The sequence below is a fragment of the Demequina sp. NBRC 110057 genome (assembly GCF_002090175.1).
Classification (GTDB): Bacteria; Actinomycetota; Actinomycetes; order Actinomycetales; family Demequinaceae; genus Demequina.
Genome location: NZ_BBRN01000005.1, coordinates 236,333 through 254,972 on the forward strand (window position 1 = coordinate 236,333; position 18,640 = coordinate 254,972).

The 18,640-nt window shown below is 72.0% G+C and carries 19 protein-coding genes; 8 read left to right on the forward strand and 11 right to left on the reverse strand.

The genetic code is table 11. The features are described from left to right. Positions 1-58: 58 nt before the first annotated feature. Positions 59-1,030, reverse strand: coding sequence for a 4-hydroxy-3-methylbut-2-enyl diphosphate reductase (locus B7K26_RS09530; protein WP_375537580.1), 972 nt, complete (start codon positions 1,028-1,030; stop codon positions 59-61). 31 nt (positions 1,031-1,061) lie between these two features. On the opposite strand from B7K26_RS09530, the gene xseA reads away from it, so the two are divergent. Further along, positions 1,062-2,324 carry an exodeoxyribonuclease VII large subunit gene (gene xseA / locus B7K26_RS09535; RefSeq protein WP_084078963.1) on the forward strand — a complete coding sequence of 421 codons (1,263 nt, stop codon included), beginning with the start codon at positions 1,062-1,064 and terminating at the stop codon, positions 2,322-2,324. A gap of 14 nt (positions 2,325-2,338) precedes the next feature. Here the strand turns inward: xseA and B7K26_RS09540 are convergent, their stop codons facing one another. After that, positions 2,339-2,770: a hypothetical protein gene (locus tag B7K26_RS09540; RefSeq protein ID WP_159449657.1), complete on the reverse strand. Its 432-nt coding sequence runs from the start codon at positions 2,768-2,770 to the stop codon at positions 2,339-2,341. Between the two features lie 86 nt (positions 2,771-2,856). On the opposite strand from B7K26_RS09540, the gene B7K26_RS09545 reads away from it, so the two are divergent. The 4 genes from B7K26_RS09545 to B7K26_RS09560 all read left to right on the forward strand — a co-directional run bounded on the left by B7K26_RS09545 (position 2,857) and on the right by B7K26_RS09560 (position 7,125). Continuing rightward, a complete protein-coding gene (locus tag B7K26_RS09545; protein ID WP_143340629.1) occupies positions 2,857-3,129 on the forward strand; it encodes an exodeoxyribonuclease VII small subunit in 273 nt (90 codons plus the stop codon). Further along, a complete protein-coding gene (locus tag B7K26_RS09550; protein WP_084078965.1) occupies positions 3,126-4,064 on the forward strand; it encodes a carbohydrate kinase in 939 nt (312 codons plus the stop codon). Before B7K26_RS09545 ends, B7K26_RS09550 begins: the two co-directional genes overlap by 4 nt. 104 nt (positions 4,065-4,168) lie before the next feature. Then, positions 4,169-5,572 (forward strand): class II fumarate hydratase, encoded by a 1,404-nt coding sequence (locus B7K26_RS09555; protein WP_375537581.1) that lies wholly within the window; start codon positions 4,169-4,171, stop codon positions 5,570-5,572. A gap of 239 nt (positions 5,573-5,811) precedes the next feature. After that, a complete protein-coding gene (locus tag B7K26_RS09560) occupies positions 5,812-7,125 on the forward strand; it encodes an NAD(P)/FAD-dependent oxidoreductase (protein WP_084078967.1) in 1,314 nt (437 codons plus the stop codon). 123 nt (positions 7,126-7,248) lie between these two features. Here the strand turns inward: B7K26_RS09560 and B7K26_RS09565 are convergent, their stop codons facing one another. Next, positions 7,249-7,737 carry a hypothetical protein gene (locus B7K26_RS09565; RefSeq protein ID WP_084078968.1) on the reverse strand — a complete coding sequence of 163 codons (489 nt, stop codon included), beginning with the start codon at positions 7,735-7,737 and terminating at the stop codon, positions 7,249-7,251. Between the two features lie 196 nt (positions 7,738-7,933). Here B7K26_RS09565 and B7K26_RS09570 point away from each other — a divergent pair, with 196 nt between their 5' ends. Next, complete coding sequence (locus tag B7K26_RS09570; RefSeq protein ID WP_084078969.1) at positions 7,934-8,668, forward strand: siderophore-interacting protein; 735 nt, start codon at positions 7,934-7,936, stop codon at positions 8,666-8,668. Between the two features lie 85 nt (positions 8,669-8,753). Here the strand turns inward: B7K26_RS09570 and B7K26_RS09575 are convergent, their stop codons facing one another. From B7K26_RS09575 to fepB, 5 genes are read right to left on the reverse strand one after another with little or no spacing between them, the layout of a single operon-like run. After that, positions 8,754-10,058 (reverse strand): enterochelin esterase domain-containing protein, encoded by a 1,305-nt coding sequence (locus tag B7K26_RS09575; RefSeq protein ID WP_143340631.1) that lies wholly within the window; start codon positions 10,056-10,058, stop codon positions 8,754-8,756. Continuing rightward, entirely contained in the window at positions 10,055-10,849 is a 795-nt protein-coding gene (locus tag B7K26_RS09580) for an ABC transporter ATP-binding protein (protein ID WP_084078971.1), read from the reverse strand. The genes B7K26_RS09575 and B7K26_RS09580 overlap by 4 nt, the downstream gene beginning before the upstream one ends. Continuing rightward, complete coding sequence (locus B7K26_RS09585; protein WP_234998776.1) at positions 10,846-11,886, reverse strand: iron chelate uptake ABC transporter family permease subunit; 1,041 nt, start codon at positions 11,884-11,886, stop codon at positions 10,846-10,848. Before B7K26_RS09585 ends, B7K26_RS09580 begins: the two co-directional genes overlap by 4 nt. Beyond that, positions 11,883-12,923 (reverse strand): iron ABC transporter permease, encoded by a 1,041-nt coding sequence (locus B7K26_RS09590; RefSeq protein ID WP_084078972.1) that lies wholly within the window; start codon positions 12,921-12,923, stop codon positions 11,883-11,885. The genes B7K26_RS09585 and B7K26_RS09590 overlap by 4 nt, the downstream gene beginning before the upstream one ends. A gap of 4 nt (positions 12,924-12,927) precedes the next feature. Beyond that, positions 12,928-13,956, reverse strand: a complete 1,029-nt coding sequence (gene fepB, locus B7K26_RS09595) for a Fe2+-enterobactin ABC transporter substrate-binding protein (RefSeq protein WP_084078973.1) — start codon at positions 13,954-13,956, stop codon at positions 12,928-12,930. Positions 13,957-14,078: 122 nt separating this feature from the next. Here fepB and B7K26_RS09600 point away from each other — a divergent pair, with 122 nt between their 5' ends. Further along, positions 14,079-14,864, forward strand: a complete 786-nt coding sequence (locus B7K26_RS09600; protein ID WP_200811074.1) for an AraC family transcriptional regulator — start codon at positions 14,079-14,081, stop codon at positions 14,862-14,864. Positions 14,865-14,901: 37 nt separating this feature from the next. Here B7K26_RS09600 and B7K26_RS09605 read toward each other — a convergent pair whose 3' ends face one another. The 3 genes from B7K26_RS09605 to B7K26_RS13040 form a co-directional block, all read right to left on the reverse strand. Next, a complete protein-coding gene (locus tag B7K26_RS09605; RefSeq protein ID WP_200811076.1) occupies positions 14,902-16,257 on the reverse strand; it encodes an NtaA/DmoA family FMN-dependent monooxygenase in 1,356 nt (451 codons plus the stop codon). A gap of 160 nt (positions 16,258-16,417) precedes the next feature. Continuing rightward, on the reverse strand, positions 16,418-16,681 hold the full coding sequence (locus tag B7K26_RS09610) for a metal-sensitive transcriptional regulator (RefSeq protein WP_084078976.1): 264 nt from the start codon (positions 16,679-16,681) through the stop codon (positions 16,418-16,420). Next, entirely contained in the window at positions 16,681-16,839 is a 159-nt protein-coding gene (locus B7K26_RS13040) for a hypothetical protein (protein WP_200811080.1), read from the reverse strand. The genes B7K26_RS09610 and B7K26_RS13040 overlap by 1 nt, the downstream gene beginning before the upstream one ends. An 82-nt stretch (positions 16,840-16,921) precedes the next feature. Here B7K26_RS13040 and B7K26_RS09615 point away from each other — a divergent pair, with 82 nt between their 5' ends. After that, positions 16,922-18,601 (forward strand): FAD-dependent oxidoreductase, encoded by a 1,680-nt coding sequence (locus B7K26_RS09615; protein ID WP_084078977.1) that lies wholly within the window; start codon positions 16,922-16,924, stop codon positions 18,599-18,601. Positions 18,602-18,640 lie beyond the last annotated feature (39 nt).

An 18,640-nucleotide genomic window follows, 5' to 3' on the forward strand; every position in this document is an offset into this window, starting at 1 on the left:
GAGTGACCACGAGCGCGCCTGGCAGCGGTCGGCGATGTGCCCGCTCACCGGCGCGGGGTCAGGAGGCGGCGGCCTTCGCCTTCATGTCGGCGCGGATCTCACGCGGCAGCGAGAACATCAGGTCCTCGGTCGCGGTCGTGACCTCCTCGACCGAGGCGAAGCCCAGGCCGGCGAGGCGGTCCAGCAGGTCGCGCACCAGAATCTCCGGTACCGACGCACCCGAGGACACGCCCACGGTGCGCACGCCCTCAAGCCACGACTCGTCGAGCTCCGCCGCACGGTCAATCCGGTAGGACGCGGTGGCACCGGCCTGCAGCGCCACCTCGACGAGCCTCACCGAGTTCGACGAGTTGGCCGACCCCACGATGATCACGAGGTCGCACTCGGGGGCGAGCTTCTTCACCGCGACCTGGCGGTTCTGCGTCGCGTAGCAAATGTCGTCGCTCGGCGGGTTCTGGAGGTTGGGGAAGCGCTCGCGCAGGCGGCGCACCGTCTCCATCGTCTCGTCGACGGACAGGGTGGTCTGGGACAGCCACACCACGTTGTCGGGGTCCGGCACCTCGATCGTGTCCGCCTCCTCGGGCGAGTTCACGATGATGGTGTGCTCCGGAGCCTCACCCGCGGTGCCCTCCACCTCCTCGTGACCCTCGTGGCCGATGAGGAGGATGGTCTGCTCCGACTTCGCGAAGCGCACGGCCTCCTTGTGCACCTTCGTCACGAGGGGGCACGTCGCGTCGATCGTGAGGAGGTTGCGCTCGGCGGCACCCTCGCGCACCGCGGGAGACACCCCGTGCGCCGAGAACACGACGCGCGCACCCTCGGGCACCTCGTCGGTCTCGTTTACGAAGATCGCGCCGCGGTCGGTCAGGGTCTCGACCACATACTTGTTGTGGACGATCTCCTTGCGGACATAGATGGGGGCGCCGTGCAGTTCGAGCGCCTTCTCGACGGCAATCACCGCGCGGTCGACTCCGGCGCAGTAGCCGCGGGGCGCGGCGAGCAGCACGCGCGTGGCGGTGGTGTCAGGCATATGGTCCATCCTACGTGGCAGGCTGAGGGGCGTGACCGACGCCCCCTTCGATAACGACCGAGGCTCCGTGACGCTCCCGGCGACGGCAGCCGAGACGTCCCCTGACCGGCCCTGGCCCGTGCGCCACCTCTCTCCCAAGATCCGGGACTTCGTGGCGCGCCTGCCCGAGGTGTGGGTCGAGGGTCAGGTCCTCAACGTCAAGCGCTGGAAGCACATGGTGTTCCTCACCCTGCGCGACACCGACGAGCAGATGTCGCTCAAGGTCACTGTCCCCGCGAGCGAGGTCGACGCCCTGGGCGGCACCCTCGCCGACGGCTCACGGGTGGTCATCCACGCCAAGCCCAGCTGGTGGATGAAGAACGGCGACCTGCAGATGGTCGGCGACGCGATGCGCGCGGTGGGGCTCGGCGACCTGTTGGCACGGCTCGAGGCACTCAAGGACGCCCTCGCGAGGGAGGGCCTGTTCGATGCCGACCGCAAGCGCGACCTGCCCCTGGTCCCCCGCGTCGTGGGACTCGTCTGCGCCAATCAGGGCGACGCGGAGCATGACGTGGTCGAGAATGCCCAGCGACGCTGGCCCACCGTGCGGTTCGAGATCCGCCGCGTCACGGTCCAGGGCGCGCGCTGCGTTCCCGAGACGACCGCGGCCATCCGCGAGCTGGACGCCCACCCCGACGTGGATGTCATCGTCGTCGCCCGCGGCGGCGGCTCCTTCGAGGACCTGCTGCCGTTCTCCGACGAGGAGCTCGTGCGGGTCGCGGCGGCCGCCGTCACCCCTCTCGTGAGCGCCATCGGGCACGAGAAGGACTCCCCCATCCTCGACCTCGTCGCCGACTACCGCGCCTCCACGCCCACGGACGCCGGCAAACGCATCGTCCCCGACGCGGCGATCGAGCGCGAGACCATCGCCACGCTCAGGGCCGACGCGGCCCGCGCCACCACTGCCCTCGTCGACCGCGAGCGCGCCGGCCTGGCGCAGTTCCGCTCCCGTCCCGTGCTCGCCCACCCGCAGCGCATGCTCGACCCCTTCGTAGACCAGTTGGGCCGCGCGCACGACGCCGCGGGACGCGGCCTCGTCGCGATCCTCACGGCGGCCGATGCCGCGGCGCGGGAACTCGCTGCCCGCCTCACGGGACTGTCGCCCCAGGGCACGCTCGACCGCGGCTACGCGGTAGCGCGCACCGCCGACGGCGCCGTGGTGCGCGACGCCTCGACGCTGACGCCGGGCCAGGCGCTCCACCTGCGCTTCGCCGCGGGCACGGCCGATGCCGAGGTCACCTCGGCGTCGGCCTGATCCTCATCGGCGTGTCAGCGGGCGATCCCGACGCGGCCGAGCAGGCCGGCGGCACCACCCTTGCCGGCGAGTCGCTCGCGGGCGGCGCCGGCGTACTCCTTGTGAAACTGGCGGCCCAACTTGGCCACGAGCGAGTCGGGCACCTGCGGGTTGCCGATCAGCGCGAGCACCACCTCGACCACCTTGTCGCCGGCGAGGTCCTGGTAGACCTGCTCGGGCATGTCCACGCGGACGTTCCTCGCGACGCCGGCGCGCACCGTGGGCGACTCGTCACGCGCGAGCTTGAGCAGGGTCGTCAGCGGGGTCGTGGGACGCTCCGCGACGGCGGCCCGCACCATGGCCTCCTCGGATCGGGAGTAGGTCACGAGGTCGCGGTCGGACAGGTCGGCGTCGAGGTCCTTCAGGCTTGCCAGGGCGGTCTGGCGTGAGTAATTCTCGCTAAACATGGCAGTCACTCCGTTGTGATGTCGGGGGCACGTGCACCCCATGAGAGGGACGACGCCCGGGACTATGACGCGGTATTTTGACCGACATGGCTGGAAATGACGCAGATATCGCATCCCTGAGCTACGAGGAGTCTCGCGACGAGCTCGTCGCGATCGTCGCGAAGCTCGAGGCGGGGGCCGCCACCCTCGAGGAGTCGCTCGGGCTGTGGGAGCGCGGCGAGGCCCTTGCCGCCCGCTGCCAGGAGCTGCTGGACGGCGCACGCGACCGCATCACCGCGAGCCGCGGCGACGACGAGGACGACGCGGCGGACGCCGGCGTGATCGGCATCATCCCCGCCGACGAGGACGGCGACTCGTGAGCGAGCAGCGCCACGCCCTCGCCATCGGCGAGGCACTCGTCGACGCCGTGCGCCGCGCCGATGGCTCCCTCACCGAGCATCCCGGTGGCTCTCCGGCGAACGTGGCCCTGGGGCTCGCCCGCCTGGGTCGCGACGCCGAGCTGCTCACGTGGCTGGGGGCGGACTCCCACGGGGACGCCGTGCGCGCGCACCTGGAGGAAGCGGGGGTGTCTCTCGCGCGCGGCTCCGACGCCGCCCCCGCGACCTCGGTGGCCACCGCCACCCTCGACGCGTCCGGCGCCGCCACGTACGACTTCGACCTCACCTGGGACGTCGCTGCCTCCGCGGCGCCGCGGCCGGGCGCCGTCGTGGCGCACACCGGCTCCATCGCGGCGGTCCTCGAGCCGGGGGCCGATGCTGTCCTCGCCCTCATCCGGGACGCCAGGTCTCACGCCACGGTCACCTACGACCCCAACGCCCGGCCCTCCCTCATGGGCGACCCTGCGACGGCACTCGCGCGCATCGACGCGGTGATCGCGGCATCGGACGTCGTCAAGGTCTCCGACGAGGACCTCGCCTGGCTCGCCCAGGCGACCGACGGCGACGCCGAGGCGCTCGCGCGGCGCTGGGCCGAGGCGGGACCGGCGTTCGTGGTCGTCACCCGCGGCGGCGAGGGCGCGACGGCCCTCACCCCCGACGGCCGCGAGGTCGCGATCGCGGCACCGGCCGTGACCGTGGTGGACACCGTCGGCGCCGGCGACTCGTTCATGTCCGGCCTCATCGACGGCCTGTGGTCGGCGGGGCTGCTCGGAGCCGAGCGCCGCGACGCGCTCTACGCGATCGACGACGCCACGCTGAGCGGCATCCTCACGCGGTGCGCTCGCATCGGCGCCATCACCGTCTCCCGCGCGGGAGCCAACCCGCCCACGGCGGCGGAACTCGACGCCCTCCCCTAACCCCGTCGAATGGATCCACTTGGTTCTTTTACGGCCTTAGACGCACCAATGGGATCCATCTGACGGGTAGGGAGCGGGGTCGGCGTCCTGACACAATGAGCGCCATGAGCAACGACGCACAGACCGACTACCGCATCGAGCACGACACCATGGGTGAGGTCCGCGTCCCCGCGGACGCCCTCTACCGCGCGCAGACCCAGCGCGCCGTGGAGAACTTCCCCATCTCCGGCATTCGCCTGGAGCGCCGCCACATCGAGGCGCTCGCCCGCGTGAAGAAGGCCGCGGCCCGCGCGAACGCCGAACTCGGCGTGCTGGACCAGGACGTGGCCGATGCGATCGTGGCGGCCGCGGACGACGTCGCCTCGGGAGCCCACGACGCTCACTTCCCCGTGGACGTGTTCCAGACCGGCTCGGGCACCAGCTCCAACATGAACACCAACGAGGTCATCGCGACGCTCGCCACCCGCACGCTGGGCCGCGACGTCCACCCCAACGACCACGTCAACTGCTCGCAGTCCTCGAACGACGTGTTCCCCACCTCTGTCCACGTCGCCGCCACGAGCCAGCTCGTCAACGACCTCCTTCCCCAACTCGACCGCCTGGCGCAGTCGCTCGAGGCCAAGGCCTCCGAGTTCGCCGAGGTCTACAAGTCGGGCCGCACCCACCTCATGGACGCGACCCCCGTCACCCTCGGCCAGGAGTTCGGCGGCTATGCGGCCGCGATCCGCTACGGCATCGAGCGCCTGAACGCCGCCCTGCCGCGCGTCGCCGAGGTGCCCCTGGGCGGCACCGCCGTCGGCACCGGCATCAACACGCCCGATGGCTTCCCGCAGCGGGTCATCGCTCTGCTCGCCGAGGACACCGGCCTTCCCATTACCGAGGCGCGCGACCACTTCGAGGCGCAGTCCGCGCGCGACGCGCTCGTCGAGGTCTCCGGCGCGCTCAAGACCATCGCGGTGTCCCTCACGAAGATCTGCAACGACCTGCGCTGGATGGGCTCGGGCCCCAACACTGGCCTGGGCGAGATCGCCCTTCCCGACCTGCAGCCCGGATCCTCGATCATGCCCGGCAAGGTCAACCCCGTCATCCCCGAGGCCACCCTCATGGTGTGCGCGCGCGTCATCGGCAACGACGCGACCGTCGCCGTCGCGGGAGCCTCGGGCTCGTTCGAGCTCAACGTCCAGATCCCCGTGATGGCCCTGGGCGTGCTCGAGTCGATGCGACTGCTGGGCAATGCCTCGCAGGTGCTCGCCGAGCGCACCATCGACGGCATCACCGCGAACGTCGAGCGCGCCCGCCGCCTCGCCGAGGCCTCGCCGTCCATCGTCACCCCGCTCAACCGCGTCATCGGCTACGAGAACGCGGCGAAGATCGCGAAGCACTCCGTCAAGGCCGGACTCACGGTCCGCGAGGCGACCCTCGACCTGGGCTTCGTGGAGCGCGGCGAGATCACCGAGGAGCAGCTCGACGCGCTGCTCGACGTCACCACCATGGTGGGCAAGCGCTAAATCCTTCACGGCCGATGCGGTGGCCGGGCCTCGTACGGGCCCCGGCCGCTGCATCGGCCGTCCGCATTTCTCCCGTCGTGAAACGGGGGTGACGGCGCCGCGGCTCTCGCCTAGGGTGGTGGCACGGCCGCGACCCGTCCCAGCGCCAGGCCCGACGCGTCGCCGCGTCCGACCCTTTCCCCACGACGCACGGAACAGGGTGCGGCCGCGCGTGGTTGCACCCTCACGGAGGTGCACCCATGACCGCGACCCGAGTCCTCATCCTTGGCGGAGGCTACGTGGGCCTATACACGGCCCTCACGCTGCGTAAGAAGGCCGGCAACCACGTCGACATCACCATCGTCGACCGCCGCCCCTACATGACCTATCAGCCGTTCCTGCCCGAGGCGGCCGCCGGCTCCATCGAGCCGCGCCACGTGGTGGTGCCGCTGCGCCGTGAGCTCAAGGGCGTGCGCATCGTGCAGGGAAAGGTCACCGAGATCTCGCACGCCGAGCGCCGCGCACGCGTCGAGACCGACTTCGGCGACACCCAGGACCTCGAGTACGACGAGGTCGTGATCGCCCTCGGCGCCATCCCCCGCACGCTCCCGATCCCCGGGCTCAAGGAGATCGGCGTGGGCTTCAAGTGGGTCGAGGAGGCCATCGGGCTGCGCAACACCATCCTCGGGCGCATCGCGCGCGCCGCGTCCACGAGCGACCCGCACCTGCGCCGCCGCCTCCTCACCTTCGTGTTCGTCGGCGGTGGCTTCGCCGGCATCGAGGCGTTCGCGGAGACAGAGGACATGGCCCGCGCGGCCCTGCGCCACTACCCCGAGCTCCAGCCGGCGGACCTCAGGTTCGTGATGGTCGAGGCCGCCACCCGCATCCTTCCCGAGATGGGCGAGGAGATGGGCGGGTACACGCTCGAGGTGCTGCGCAAGCGGGGCATGGAGATCTACCTCGCCACCCGCCTCGAGTCGTGCGAGGAGGGCCGCATCAAGCTCTCCGACGGCCAGGAGTTCGACGCCGACACCGTCGTGTGGACAGCGGGAGTGAAGCCCAACCCTGTCATCGGGGAGTCGGACCTTCCCACCGGACCTCGCGGGCACGTCAACACCCTGCCCACGCTGCAGGTGGCGACCGAGGACGGCGAGGTGCTCGACGGCGTCTGGGCCGCAGGCGACAACGCGCAGATCCCCGACCTCGCCAAGGGCGAGGGCGCCTGGTGTGCCCCGTCGGCGCAGCACGCGGTGCGTCAGGCGCGGCTGCTGGGCGCCAACATGGCGGCCAAGCTGGGCGGGCGTCCCGTGAAGGAGTACAAGCACGCTCACCTGGGCACGGTGGCCTCGTTGGGCCTCAATAAGGGTGTCGCGCAGATCATGGGTGTGAAGCTGCGCGGCTGGCCCGCGTGGTTCATGCACCGGACGTATCACATGGCCCAGATCCCGTCCTTTAACCGTAAGGCGCGGGTGGTGGTCGACTGGACCACGGCGCTGTTCTTCCGTCGCGACCTCGTGTCGATGGGCCGCCTCCACGAGCCGCGTCGCGCCTTCAAGGAGGCCGCGGACAGCTGACGCCGTCCACCCTGGTGAGCCTCGGTCACGACTGATGGCGGGTCGTGACCGAGGCTCGCTCGAGGGGACGGTGCCGGCGGCCGATGCCGGTACCCCGGGCGCTGAGGCCGCGGGACCTGGCGCTTACGCCGCGGCGGCCGCCGAGGCGAGCAGGTGCTCCGTGACGCAGGCGGCGTAGGCCTCGGTGGCGAGCTCGTCGAGCGCCTCGGGCGTCAGCGTTGTCGACGCGAGGCGGACCACGGAGACGCCGAGCACGGAGTCGAAGCGCACCTGCGCCTCCGCGCCGCGCGAGCGAGGGCCGACGGTGCGCAGCGCGACCACGGTCGGCTGCGCCCCCATCTCGGAGACGAACCAGCGCGCCTCACCCTGGGCGAGGACGGGACCCCGGTCCTCGGCGCCGTCGAAGTAAATCTGGTCCACGCACGGTTGGTGGTCGCCGTGGGCGGGCCAGTTCGCCACCACGTGGCGGAAAGCGTGCGTGCACATCGAGGCCTCGGGGAAGTCGCCCACGATGACCGTGGTGCCGCCGTCCGTGTCGAGCGAGACCGTGAGCTGCGGAACCGCCGCGGCGAGGGCCGAGACCTGGACGAGGGTCGACACCGGGATGGTCATGCGGTTCTCCTTGTCGCTGGCGGGGCCCCGCGTGCGAGGCAATGCGGCTACGCTAGCCGCGCCACGCCAATTATGCAATGCTCATGTTTCGTAAACGTGAACGCCCCCGTCAAATGGATCCACTTGGTGCGCCTAAGGCCGTCAAAGAACCAGAATCCACCGCACCGGGGCATCGGCCGCCCCCCAAGGAGCATTGATGAAGCCGTCCTGGCATCGCCCGGTCAACCGCCTGTATCGCATCCGCAACCACCCGGCGACGGTCAGCCGCGTCGAGGACCTCACACCCCGGTACCGCCGGGTGTGGTTCCACGCGCCCGGCGCTGTCGCCGATCTTGAGGTGTTCCCCACCCTGTGGTTCCGGCTCTGGGCCAGGCACCTCACCGACGACGTCCTCGTGCAGCGCGGCTACACCTTCGTCGACCTCGACATCGCTGCGGGAACGTTTGCCGCCGACTTTGTCCTCCACGAGCCGCACGGTGCCGCGAGCGCCTGGGCGGCCGCGGTCACTCCGGGTACCGAGGTTGAGATCGCGCTCACTCCCGCACGTCCCAAGGTCCCCGAAGACACCGAACGGCTGGTGCTCGCTGGCGACATCACCGCGCTCCCGGCCATCAACTCGTGGGTGGAGCAGGCGCCCGAGGGGATGCCCATCGAAATCTTCGTGGCCGACGACGGCGATGACCACGCGGGCCTGCCTGTGTCGGCCCGCGCGGGAGTCACCGTGACGTGGACCGCGGCCGACGAGGGCGGGCACGCGCTCGCCGCCACCGTCGCCGATGGCGGTGCCAGGCCGGGCGCCGTCTACGCCTGGGGCGCGGGCGAGAAGGAGCTCGTGAAGGCACTGCGCGGCGCGTTCACCGACGGGCTCGGGCTGAGCAAGAAGGAGCAATTCAGCCAGTTCTACTGGTTCAGGGGCCGCACCTCGGACTGAAGCCGCCACGGCATCGGAGCGGTGGATTGTGGTTCTTCTACGGCCTTAGGCGCACCAAGTGGATCCATTTGACGGCTAGGCGCGGCTAGGCGGGGAGGGTCGACAGCGCGTCGAGGAGGCCCGTCCTCCACCAGGCGTAGTCGTGTCCGCCTGCATACGCACGGGGGTGCAGGACAGCGCCCGATGCCGCGAAGGCCGCGCGCATGGCCGGCACGGCGAGCGCGAGGTGCTCCTCCTCGGTCCCCCAGGTGAGCACCGCCTCGACCGTCGGGTCCACGCCGACCTCGGCAAGGCGCACCACGTCGCCCGGCTCGATGTCGTCGCGCCGCCGCTCGCGCCCGGCCTTGAAGTGGAGGCTGGGCGACTGGGCGATCGCACGCCGAGCAAGGTCGGGACGGGTGACCACGACGCCGAGGGCCGCGAGGCCCCCGAAGCTCTCCCCCGCCACGATGGTGCGCTCGGGACCTGGGGCGCCGATGCCGCCCGCGCGCAGGGCCGTGTGAACGGCGGGGAGCACGCCGTCCTCGAGCAGGGCCGAGACGCGGTCCGGGTGCGGGAGTACCTCGGAGCGCTCGCGCAGCGTGCGGGAGTCGACCATCGCCACTGCCGTCCGCCGGTCCCCCGCCGCGTCGAGCGCGTCAGCGAGCGCAAGGTGGCGGTGCCAGGTCGCGCCGTCGAACAGCACCAGCAGACGCGTGGCCTCGGCCGGCACCCGCAGCCATACCCGGCGCGGCCCTCCCAGCACCGGGTCCTCGATGGTCAGCTCGTCGACCCGCGCCCGCGCCAGGGGCGGCTCCGCACGGTCCCACGCGCCGTGCACGCGCGCGGCCGGCCCCACGAGCACCGACGAGTCGTGACCCAGCGGGTTGACCAGCACGCGCGGGTTGCGCGGGTCGGGCCGTCCCCGCTCGTGCACGCTCAGCCACCCGTCGCGCGTGCCGCCCACGTCGAGCGCAAAGGGCTCTCCCGCGGCGATCCTGTAGCTCGCCACCAGGTCCTCGGGCAGCCACCACGTGAGATGCCACACGTCGGTGCCGTCGACGCGCGCGAGCAGCGCGGGGGCGACGGCCTCGCGGATGCGGTCCGTCAGAGAGTTGACGTGCAGCAGCACCTGGGCGGCCTGCGGCTCCTCGGCGACGAACGTGGTCGCCACGCACGCGACGCCGTCGATCACCCGCCGCTCGCCGCGCCAGGGCGTGGGGCCCGCGGCATCGAGGAGGGCCGATGCCGCGGCGGCGCGCTCCCCGCGCGGCAGGTCGGCGAGCGCCGCCAGGCGAGGCTCGACGACGCCGCGGGGCGCGCCGTCGGCGCCGAGCGGCGTCGCCGCGGGACCCCACAGGCCGGGGGTGACGGCGGCATCGGACCCGGCCACGGCATCGGCCACGCTCACGGCCTCCCCACCAGGCCCAGCGGCATCACGAAGGGCGAGCCGGACTCCGGCTCGACGAGGATCCTGGCGCGCACGCCGAACACCTCGGCGACAAGATCGACCGTGATGACCTCGTCCGGCACACCCTCCGCGACCACCTCGCCGTCCTTCATCGCGATGATGTGAGTGCCGTACCTGGCCGCCTGGTTGAGGTCGTGGAGGACGGCGACGATGGTGCGCCCGCCCTCGGCGTGCAGGGACTCGCACAGGTCGAGCACCTCGATCTGGTGGGCGATGTCGAGGAAGGTGGTGGGCTCATCCAGCACGGTGATCGGCGCGTCCTGGGCGAGCACCATGGCGAGCCATGCGCGCTGACGCTGGCCGCCGGAGAGCTCGTCGACGGGCCGCAGGGCGAGCTCGTCGACGCCCGTGGCGGTCATCGCGCGCGCGATCGCCGCCTCGTCGGCCGCCGACCACTGCTGAAGGAAGCGCTGGTGGGGGAACCTTCCGCGCGCCACGAGGTCGGATACCGAGATGCCGGCGGGAGCCTGCGAGGACTGCGGAAGCAGCGCGAGGGCCCGCGCGAACTCCTTGGACCCGAACGCCTTCACGTCCCTGCCGTCGAGCGTCACGTGTCCGTCCCGCGGCGGCAGGAGACGCGCGAGCGCCTTGAGTAGCGTCGACTTCCCGCACGCGTTGGGCCCGATCACCACGGTGAACTCGTGCTCGGGGATGCCGACGGTCAGGTCCGTCGAGATCACGCGCTCGTCATAGGCGAGCTCCACGGCATCGGCCATGAGGGTCGCGGTCATATCCTGCTCCTTCCGAGCATCCAGGCCAGGTACAGGCCGCCGAGCAGCCCGGTCACGACGCCCACGGGCATCGCGTAGTCCCACGGGATGAACTGCGTGAGCGCGTCGGCGCTGGTCAGCAGCAGCGCGCCCATGAGCGCCGCCGAGCCGACGGCCGGCCCGGGGTGGCGCGTGAGTCGCTTCGCGAGGGGCGCTGCGGCGAGGGCGATGAAGGCGATGGGGCCAGTGGCGGCGACCGCCACAGCGGCCAGCACCACGGCGACGGCGACCGCCAGCAGCCGCGTGCGCTCGACGCGGATGCCCAGCTGCCGCGCCGTGTCGTCGCCCATCTCCATGTACGCCAGGCGGCGCTGGAACCACAGCGCCGCCGGCACCAGCAGCACCATCGCGAGACCGACGGTCACCACGTAGTCCCAGGTGCGCACGTCGAGGCTGCCGGCGAGCCAGCGCTGGGCCGCAATGGACGTGTCGATGTCCGCACGCGTGAGCAGCAGCCCGTTCATGGCCTTGAGGATGGCGCCGATGCCGATGCCGACGAGGATCAGCCGGTAGCCCCCGGACGCCGCCCGGCGATAGGACAGCCCGTAGACGACGACCGCCGTCACGACTCCTCCTGCCACCGCCGCCGCGCCCGTCGCGAAGGCCCCGCCGCCGAACACGACGATCTGCACCACCGCGCCGGTCGCGGCGCCCATGGTGAAGCCGATGATGTCGGGCGAGCCCAGCGGGTTGCGGGAGATGGACTGGAAGACGGCGCCGGAGATGCCCAGGCTCGCCCCCACGAGCGCGGCCGTCACGAACCTCGGCAGGCGCAGGTCCCGCACCACCTTCACCGTGATCGGCTCGCCCTGGCCGAAGACGGCGCGCGCCACATCGGGCACCGGCACGGTGATGGTGCCGGTCGACAGCGCGACGGCACCGACGGCGAGCACGAGGCAGACGACGATCGCGGCCACCACGGCGACGCGCGGCGTCCACACCCATGACAGGCGGCCGATGCGGGTGCGCCTCACCGGCGGCGCGGCGGCGGCGCTCACATCGCCGCCAAACGCCGGCGCCGGGCGAGGGCGACAAAGACGGGGCCGCCGATGATGGCAGTCATAATGCCGGTCTCGATCTCGGCGGGCGCGGCGATCACCCGGCCGATGACGTCGGCACCCAGCAGGATCACCGCGGCCAGCACCGCCGAGTACGGGATGAGCCAGCGATGGTCGGGGCCCGTGATCATGCGCGCGGCGTGCGGCGCGGCGAGGCCGATGAAGGCGAGGGGCCCGGCCGCGGCGGTCGCGCCGCCGGCGAGCAGGGTCACGGCGATCGCGGCGATGATGACGGTGGTGCGCGGGTTGGCGCCGAGGGAGCGACCCAGCTCGTTGCCCAGCGCCATGACATTGAGGCGTCCCGTGAGGCTCATCGCGAGCACGAGTCCGACCACGATCGCCGGGGTCACGGTCCACACGACGTCGAGTCCGCGCCCCTGGATGGAGCCGACGTCCCAGAACCGGAAGCGGTCGTAGGCGTCGGGAAAGTTGATGAGGAGCGCCGTGGTGAAGGAGGACAGCACCACGGTCACGGCGGCGCCCGCCAGCGTGAGTCGCACCACGGAGCCCTTGTCGCTCAGCACGCCGCCCACGCCGTAGACCACGACGGCGGCGAGCCCGGCGCCGGCGAAGGCGAACCAGAGGTAGACGTCGGCCGCGGTAGCTCCCGCGAAGGCGATGCCCGCGGCGACGGCCGCCGCCGCTCCGGCGTTCACGCCGAGGATGCCGGGCTCGGCAAGCGGGTTGCGGGTGATCGCCTGCATGAGGGCGCCGGCCGTGCCGAGCGCCGCTCCGGCGATGACGCCGAGGATGGTGCGCGGCACGCGCAGCGAGGTGACGACGAGCGCCTCGTCCGAGGTTGCATCGGCCCCCGTCAGGGCGTGCCAGACCGCGTCGGGCGCGATGGCCCTGGTGCCCCACAGCAGCGAAGCGAGCATGGCGAGCGCGAGCAGCACGACGGCGAGCCCGAGGCCCAGCGCAAGGCGCTGGGCCCGGACCCGCCGCGGCGGTGCGCCCGCGAGGAGCGCGGTGGTCATCGACTTAGGCGCCGAAGTAACCCTTGACCGTGTCGACGATCTGCAGGGCCGAGTAGTAGTCGATGCGGAACGAGGTCTCGCCCAGCGGGTAGACCTGGCCGCTCGTGACCGAGGGCAGGGAGGACAGCACCTCGGCGGACTCGAAGTCGGCCTTGGTGTCGTCGGTGCCGTTGACGAGGAACACGGAGTCCGCGGTCACGCCCGCGGAGATGTTCTCCGGGGCGACGAAGGTGAAGTCCTCGCGCGCCTCCTCGGAGATGTCGAGGGACTCGTCGGCCTCGATCACGTCGAAGCCGAGCGCGCTCAGCAGCGTGGCGTGCGCGCCGGTGAGCTTGCCCACGGCGGCCTGAGTCTCGAGGCCGTTGTAGACGACCGCCTGCGAGGTGCCCTCGGGGAGGGTGATGGACGCGGCGGCGTCGGCGACGGCGGCGTCGAAGTCCTCGACCACCGCGGTGGCGTTGTCCTCGAGTCCGGTCCACTCGCCGGCGATCTCGGCGACCTCCTGCCACGTCTTGTCCGAGTAGTCGATGACGACCGTCGGCGCGATCGCGGACAGCTCGTCGTAGTAGTCGGCAGCGGCGTCGGCGCCCGTGGTGGACGCGACGATGAGGTCAGGCTCGGCCGCGATGACGGCCTCGATGTCGAACTCGAGGTTCGGGTAGAGCACCTCGACGCCCTGCTCGGTGGCGACGTCGCTCCACTGCGCGAAGAAGCCGTTGTCGTCGGTGAGGCCGGGGCTCACGGTGGTCGCGGCGGTCGCCGTCACGGGGGCGTCGATGGCCAGCAGCGAGCCCGTGACAGTGATGGCCGTCGAGACGATGTTCTGGGGCTGCTCCTCGATGACGGTCTCACCGAGCTCGTGGGTGATGGTGCGCGGGAACGCGGCGGCCTCCGAGGGGGCCTCCTCCACGGCGGCGGCCTCGGCGCCGGCGGTGGTGGTCTCCTCGGTCTCGGTGTCGGACGAGCAGCCGGCCATGGACACCACCGCGGCGGCGGTGATGGCGACGGTGGCGGACAGGCGGCGCAGGGCCATCGGAACTCCTTTGTGGGTGCGCCTACGCGCACCCGGCGTCTGGGATGTGAGGGGGTGGCGCATCGGCGCCGTGAGAGGCGCGACCTCGCGCTCTATTTACGGAACGCTAGTATTGCGTTTTGATGAGCCATGTCGATCAACGCTCACGCGATAGCGCGGAGCGGTCAGCCCCCCGCACGCCGGACCCGGCGCTCGCGGACGATGTGGTGCCCGTGCTCTCGTGGGGCCACACCGACCACTGGCATCAGTGGGGCGAGGTGCTCGCGGTGGTCGCTGGCGACGTGGTGGCACGCTTCCAGGACGGCTCCGAAAGGCACGTCACCGAGGACTCCGCGCTATGGCTGCCGGCTGCCTGCGTGCACGCGGTGCGCATGTCCGAGGATGCGGTCCTGTTGCCCGTCATCACCGGCGACGACGGCTTCGACGCCACCCTGCCGCCCCACCCCATCGGCATCGCCATGACGGGAGCGCTCCGGCGGGCCGTGACGCGGCAGCTACGCGCCCAGCTCTTCGACTCCCCCGAGTGCTTCATCCCCGAGGTCCTGGACGAGGTCCGCGCGAGCCTCGACGGCGGCAGCAGCCCCGCCCTGCCCAGGACCGGGGCGGCGCGGAGGGTGGCCCAGGCGCTTCTCGCCGACCCCGCCTCCCACACGTCGCTGTCCGAGTGGGCGAACCTCACGTTCACGTCGGAGGCGACCCTGCGGCGCGCGTTCGTCGACGAGACGGGCATGACGTTTACCGAGTGGCTGCGGCGGGTGCGCCTGGCGCGCAGCCGCCAGCTCCTCGACCGCGGTACTCCCGTCGCGGCGGTGGCGTCAAAGGTGGGCTACGGCAGCACGTCGGCCTTCATCGCGGCGTTCCGCCGGGAGTTCGGCCACACGCCGGGGCGTCACGCCACCGCCGCCTAACCCGTCACATGGATCCACGTGGCTCGTCTAGGACCGTTCACGAGACGGAATCGACCGCAGGCACCGGGCCGATGCCGAGGTGGCCGGCGAGCGTCGCCGTCTCGTAGCGCTCGCGAAACAGCCCCTCGTCGACAAGCGCCGGCACCACCTCGTCGAGGAACAACGCGAGGGACTCCCACGACCCCGACGGCAGCGCGATGAACCCATCCATGGCACCCGCACGCGCCCGGGCGACGATCTGAGCCACCGCATCGGCCGGCGTACCGATGATGGTCCAGTGCAGGCTGGCGGCACCCTCCGGATGACGCGTGAGGGCGCGGGGCGTGATGCCCGCGTCGATGAGTGCGGCGATCGCCGACACCGGCGCCTCCTCGCGCGCCAGGCCGGCCGCGAGCGCCGCGGGGATCGGCTCATCGAGCGGCAGCGCGGCGAGGTCGATTCCCACCAGTCGGGACAGGCCCACCAGGGACTGCGGCAGGTCCGAGCCGTCAATGCTCTCCGCGTGAAGGGCGAACGCCTCGTCCCGCGTACGCGCCAGGAACATCGACAGCCCTGACAGGAGCCGCACACCGCCAGGCGAGCGGCCGTGGGCCTCAGCCCGCCCCCGCAGGTCCTCACGCTGCCCGGCGGCGCTCGCCTGCGTCGCCGCGGCGGCAAAGACCGCGTCGGCATGCTGCGCGGCGAAGTCCTTGCCGGCGGGCGACCCGCCGGCCTGCAGGATCGGGATCCTCGCTCCCGGGTGGCCGGGGACGTCGAGCGGTCCTCGGGGCCTTCCCGGCAGGTCAGGAAGCGCGCGAATCCGCTCCACGTCGGCGAACCGGCCCGCCTCGCGGTCGAGCACGAGCGCCTCGCCGGGAAAGCTCGACCACAGCGCCCGCACATCGTCGAGCCAGGCGTGCGCCGCGGTAAACCTCTCGTCGCTCGGCGGCATCTGCGCCAGCCCAAAGTTCTCCTGGCCGCCCAGCGACATCACGACGTTGAGGCCGGCCCTGCCGCGCGAGACCCGATCGAGGCTCTGAATCTCCCGCGCCACGAGGTATGGGGGCGCGAAGGTGGCCGACGCCGTGGAGATGAGGCCGATGCGCTCGGTGTGGCTCGCGACGGCACTGAGCAGCACCGTGGGGTCGAGCGTCGCGAACCCGAGCGCCGTGGCGAGGACGGTCGGGTCGAGCGTGAGGGCATCGGGCTTGAACACGAAGTCGAGGTGAGCGGCCTCGGCGCGCCTGGCGGCGTCGACGGAGAAGTCGAGGCCGAACGCCTCCTCGATGCGGCTATCGGGGCGGCGCCAGGCGGCGGCGCGCACCCAGGTGGGCGACAGCGACAGGCCGATGACGAGGGGGCGCGTGGGCACGGCATTGGGAGAGGCGGCGGGAGAGGCGGCGGCGGGAGGCACGGACGCCAAGGTAGGCGCCCGGCTCACCGTCGCGGGCATCGGTGAGCGCCTCGCGTCACCGCCTGCGCGCTGCGCGCCACGCAAGGCCGCCGCACTTGCGACGCGGTCGATTCCGTCTCATCAAGGCTCTTAGGCAAGCCAAATGGATCCATTTGACGGTTTAGGCGAGGGAGAGGAACACCTTCTCCAGACGCGCGAGGCTGTCTTCACGGTCGTCCTCGTCGCCGGCCAGGCAGTCGCGCAGGCCCGTCGAGATCATCATGAAGCCCGCGCGGTCGAGCGCCTTCGACACGGCGGCGAGCTGCGTGACGGTCGGCTCGCAGGCCGCGCCCTCCTCGACCATGCGGATCACGGCGTCGAGCTGGCCGCGCGCACGCTTCAGCCGGTTCAGCGCCGCGCGCTGCACCTCCGTATCGGCGGCCATCAGCGTCGCAGCCAGGGGAAGAAGGAGCGGCCGGCGGGCTTGTCGTGGCCGCCGCACCACTGCGCCGCGGGCACCGTCGCCTTGACGGAGTCGACGTGCTGGCCGCAGCCGGCCCAGGTGGTCTTGCCGCACTGGCGGCAGGTGGTCGGTGAGCACATAGGGGTTCTCCTCACGAGGGGGGTCGTTTGCGACGACGATACCCCCTGGGGTATGTTGCATGCAACACTCCAGGAGGAACACATGACCCACAAGGTCGTCATCATCGGGGCGGTCGCGGCCGGAATGTCCGCCGCCACTCGCCTGCGACGCCTCGACGAGGACGCGAGCATCGTCGTCCTCGAGGCCGGAGACCACCCGTCCTTCGCCAACTGCGGACTCCCCTACTACGTGGGCGGGGTCATCCCCGAGCGCGACTCCCTGCTGCTCCAGAGCCCGGCCGCGCTCGCCGCGCGCTTCGCCATCGACGTCCGCGTGCGCTCGCGCGTCACGGCGATCGACCGCGCCGCGCGCACCGTCACCGTCGCCACAGCAGACGGCGGAACCTACGCCGAGCCCTACGACTCGCTCATCCTGAGCCCGGGCGCTTCGCCGGTGATCCCCGACGTCCCGGGCTCCGCGCGCGCCCTTCCCCTGCGCGACATCGCCGACGTCGACCGCCTGACCGCCGCCGCAGACAGCGCACGCAGCGCCGTCGTGATCGGCGCCGGCTTCGTGGGCCTCGAGGTCGCCGAGAACCTCGCGCGGCGCGGCATCGCCGTCACCGTCGTCGAACTCGCCCCGCAGGTGCTCACGGCCCTTGACCCCGAACTCGCCATCCGCGTCGAGCGGCGCCTCACGGACCACGGCATTTGCGTCATGACCGGCGCCAGCGTGGAGAGCCTTGGCACGGCCGATGCCGTGGTCGCCTCCGCGGACGGCTCCACCGAGTCGGTGGCGGCGGACGTGGTGGTCGCCGCGATCGGCGTCCGCCCCGAGGGCTCCCTCGCGGCCGACGCGGGACTCACGCTTGGGCCGCGCGGCTCGATCCTCGTCGACGCTGACATGCGCACGTCCGACCCCGCCATCTTCGCGGTGGGCGACGCGGCGGCGAAGGCCGACGCCCTCTCCGACGAGCCCACGCTCATCCCCCTGGCCAACCTCGCCAACCGGCACGGACGCCGGGTGGCCGACGTGATCGCCGGGCGAGCGCATCGGCCCGTCCCGAGCGTCGGCACCGCCGTCGTCGGCGTGTTCGGCCTCACCGCGGCAGTGACCGGGCGCTCCGAGCGCCGCCTCGCCGCCGAGGGGCGCGCGTACCGCGCCATCCACACGCACCCGATGGACCACGCCGGCTACTACCCCGGCGCCACCCAGATGGCGCTGAAGCTCCTCGTCGACCCCGCGACGGACCTGATCCTCGGCGCTCAGGGCGTGGGCGAGGCAGGCGTCGACAAGCGCATCGATGTGATCGCCACGGCGATGGCGGGTGGCCTCACGGCATCGGCCCTTGCCGACCTCGAGCTCGCCTACGCGCCGGCCTACGGCTCTGCGAAGGACCCGGTCAACATGCTCGGCTACGTCGCCGAGAACCTCGCCGCGGGCGAGACGCCGTCGCTGCAGTGGCACGAGCTCGCCGCCGCCGACGACGCGCCGCTCGTTCTCGACGTGCGCACGGCAGCCGAGCACGCTCGCGGCACCGTCACGGTGCCGTGGCAGGACCCTCTCGTGATCCCCGTCGACGAGCTACGCGAGCGCCACGGCGAGCTCCCCCGCGGCCGCCGGATCGTGGTGCACTGCCAGGTGGGCCAGCGCGGCCACACCGCGACGCGCCTGCTGCGCCAGCTCGGCTACGACGCCGTCAACCTCGACGGTGGTTGGCTCACGTGGCGCGACGCCCAGGCGAGCCTCACGCGCGAGCCGGCCGCGGCATCGGCCCGCTGACGGTTCCCGCCCCGACAATCTGAACCGGAACAGACCACG

What these genes read in the sequence shown, in the direction of transcription:
- B7K26_RS09530 (WP_375537580.1), bottom strand. Translation starts at nt 1,030, where the DNA reads ATGCCTGACACCACCGCCACGCGCGTGCTGCTCGCCGCGCCCCGCGGC.
- B7K26_RS09540 (WP_159449657.1), bottom strand. Translation starts at nt 2,770, where the DNA reads ATGTTTAGCGAGAATTACTCACGCCAGACCGCCCTGGCAAGCCTGAAG.
- B7K26_RS09545 (WP_143340629.1), top strand. Translation starts at nt 2,857, where the DNA reads ATGGCTGGAAATGACGCAGATATCGCATCCCTGAGCTACGAGGAGTCT.
- B7K26_RS09555 (WP_375537581.1), top strand. Translation starts at nt 4,169, where the DNA reads ATGAGCAACGACGCACAGACCGACTACCGCATCGAGCACGACACCATG.
- B7K26_RS09560 (WP_084078967.1), top strand. Translation starts at nt 5,812, where the DNA reads ATGACCGCGACCCGAGTCCTCATCCTTGGCGGAGGCTACGTGGGCCTA.
- B7K26_RS09565 (WP_084078968.1), bottom strand. Translation starts at nt 7,737, where the DNA reads ATGACCATCCCGGTGTCGACCCTCGTCCAGGTCTCGGCCCTCGCCGCG.
- B7K26_RS09570 (WP_084078969.1), top strand. Translation starts at nt 7,934, where the DNA reads ATGAAGCCGTCCTGGCATCGCCCGGTCAACCGCCTGTATCGCATCCGC.
- B7K26_RS09580 (WP_084078971.1), bottom strand. Translation starts at nt 10,849, where the DNA reads ATGACCGCGACCCTCATGGCCGATGCCGTGGAGCTCGCCTATGACGAG.
- B7K26_RS09590 (WP_084078972.1), bottom strand. Translation starts at nt 12,923, where the DNA reads ATGACCACCGCGCTCCTCGCGGGCGCACCGCCGCGGCGGGTCCGGGCC.
- fepB (WP_084078973.1), bottom strand. Translation starts at nt 13,956, where the DNA reads ATGGCCCTGCGCCGCCTGTCCGCCACCGTCGCCATCACCGCCGCCGCG.
- B7K26_RS09600 (WP_200811074.1), top strand. Translation starts at nt 14,079, where the DNA reads ATGAGCCATGTCGATCAACGCTCACGCGATAGCGCGGAGCGGTCAGCC.
- B7K26_RS09610 (WP_084078976.1), bottom strand. Translation starts at nt 16,681, where the DNA reads ATGGCCGCCGATACGGAGGTGCAGCGCGCGGCGCTGAACCGGCTGAAG.
- B7K26_RS13040 (WP_200811080.1), bottom strand. Translation starts at nt 16,839, where the DNA reads ATGTGCTCACCGACCACCTGCCGCCAGTGCGGCAAGACCACCTGGGCC.
- B7K26_RS09615 (WP_084078977.1), top strand. Translation starts at nt 16,922, where the DNA reads ATGACCCACAAGGTCGTCATCATCGGGGCGGTCGCGGCCGGAATGTCC.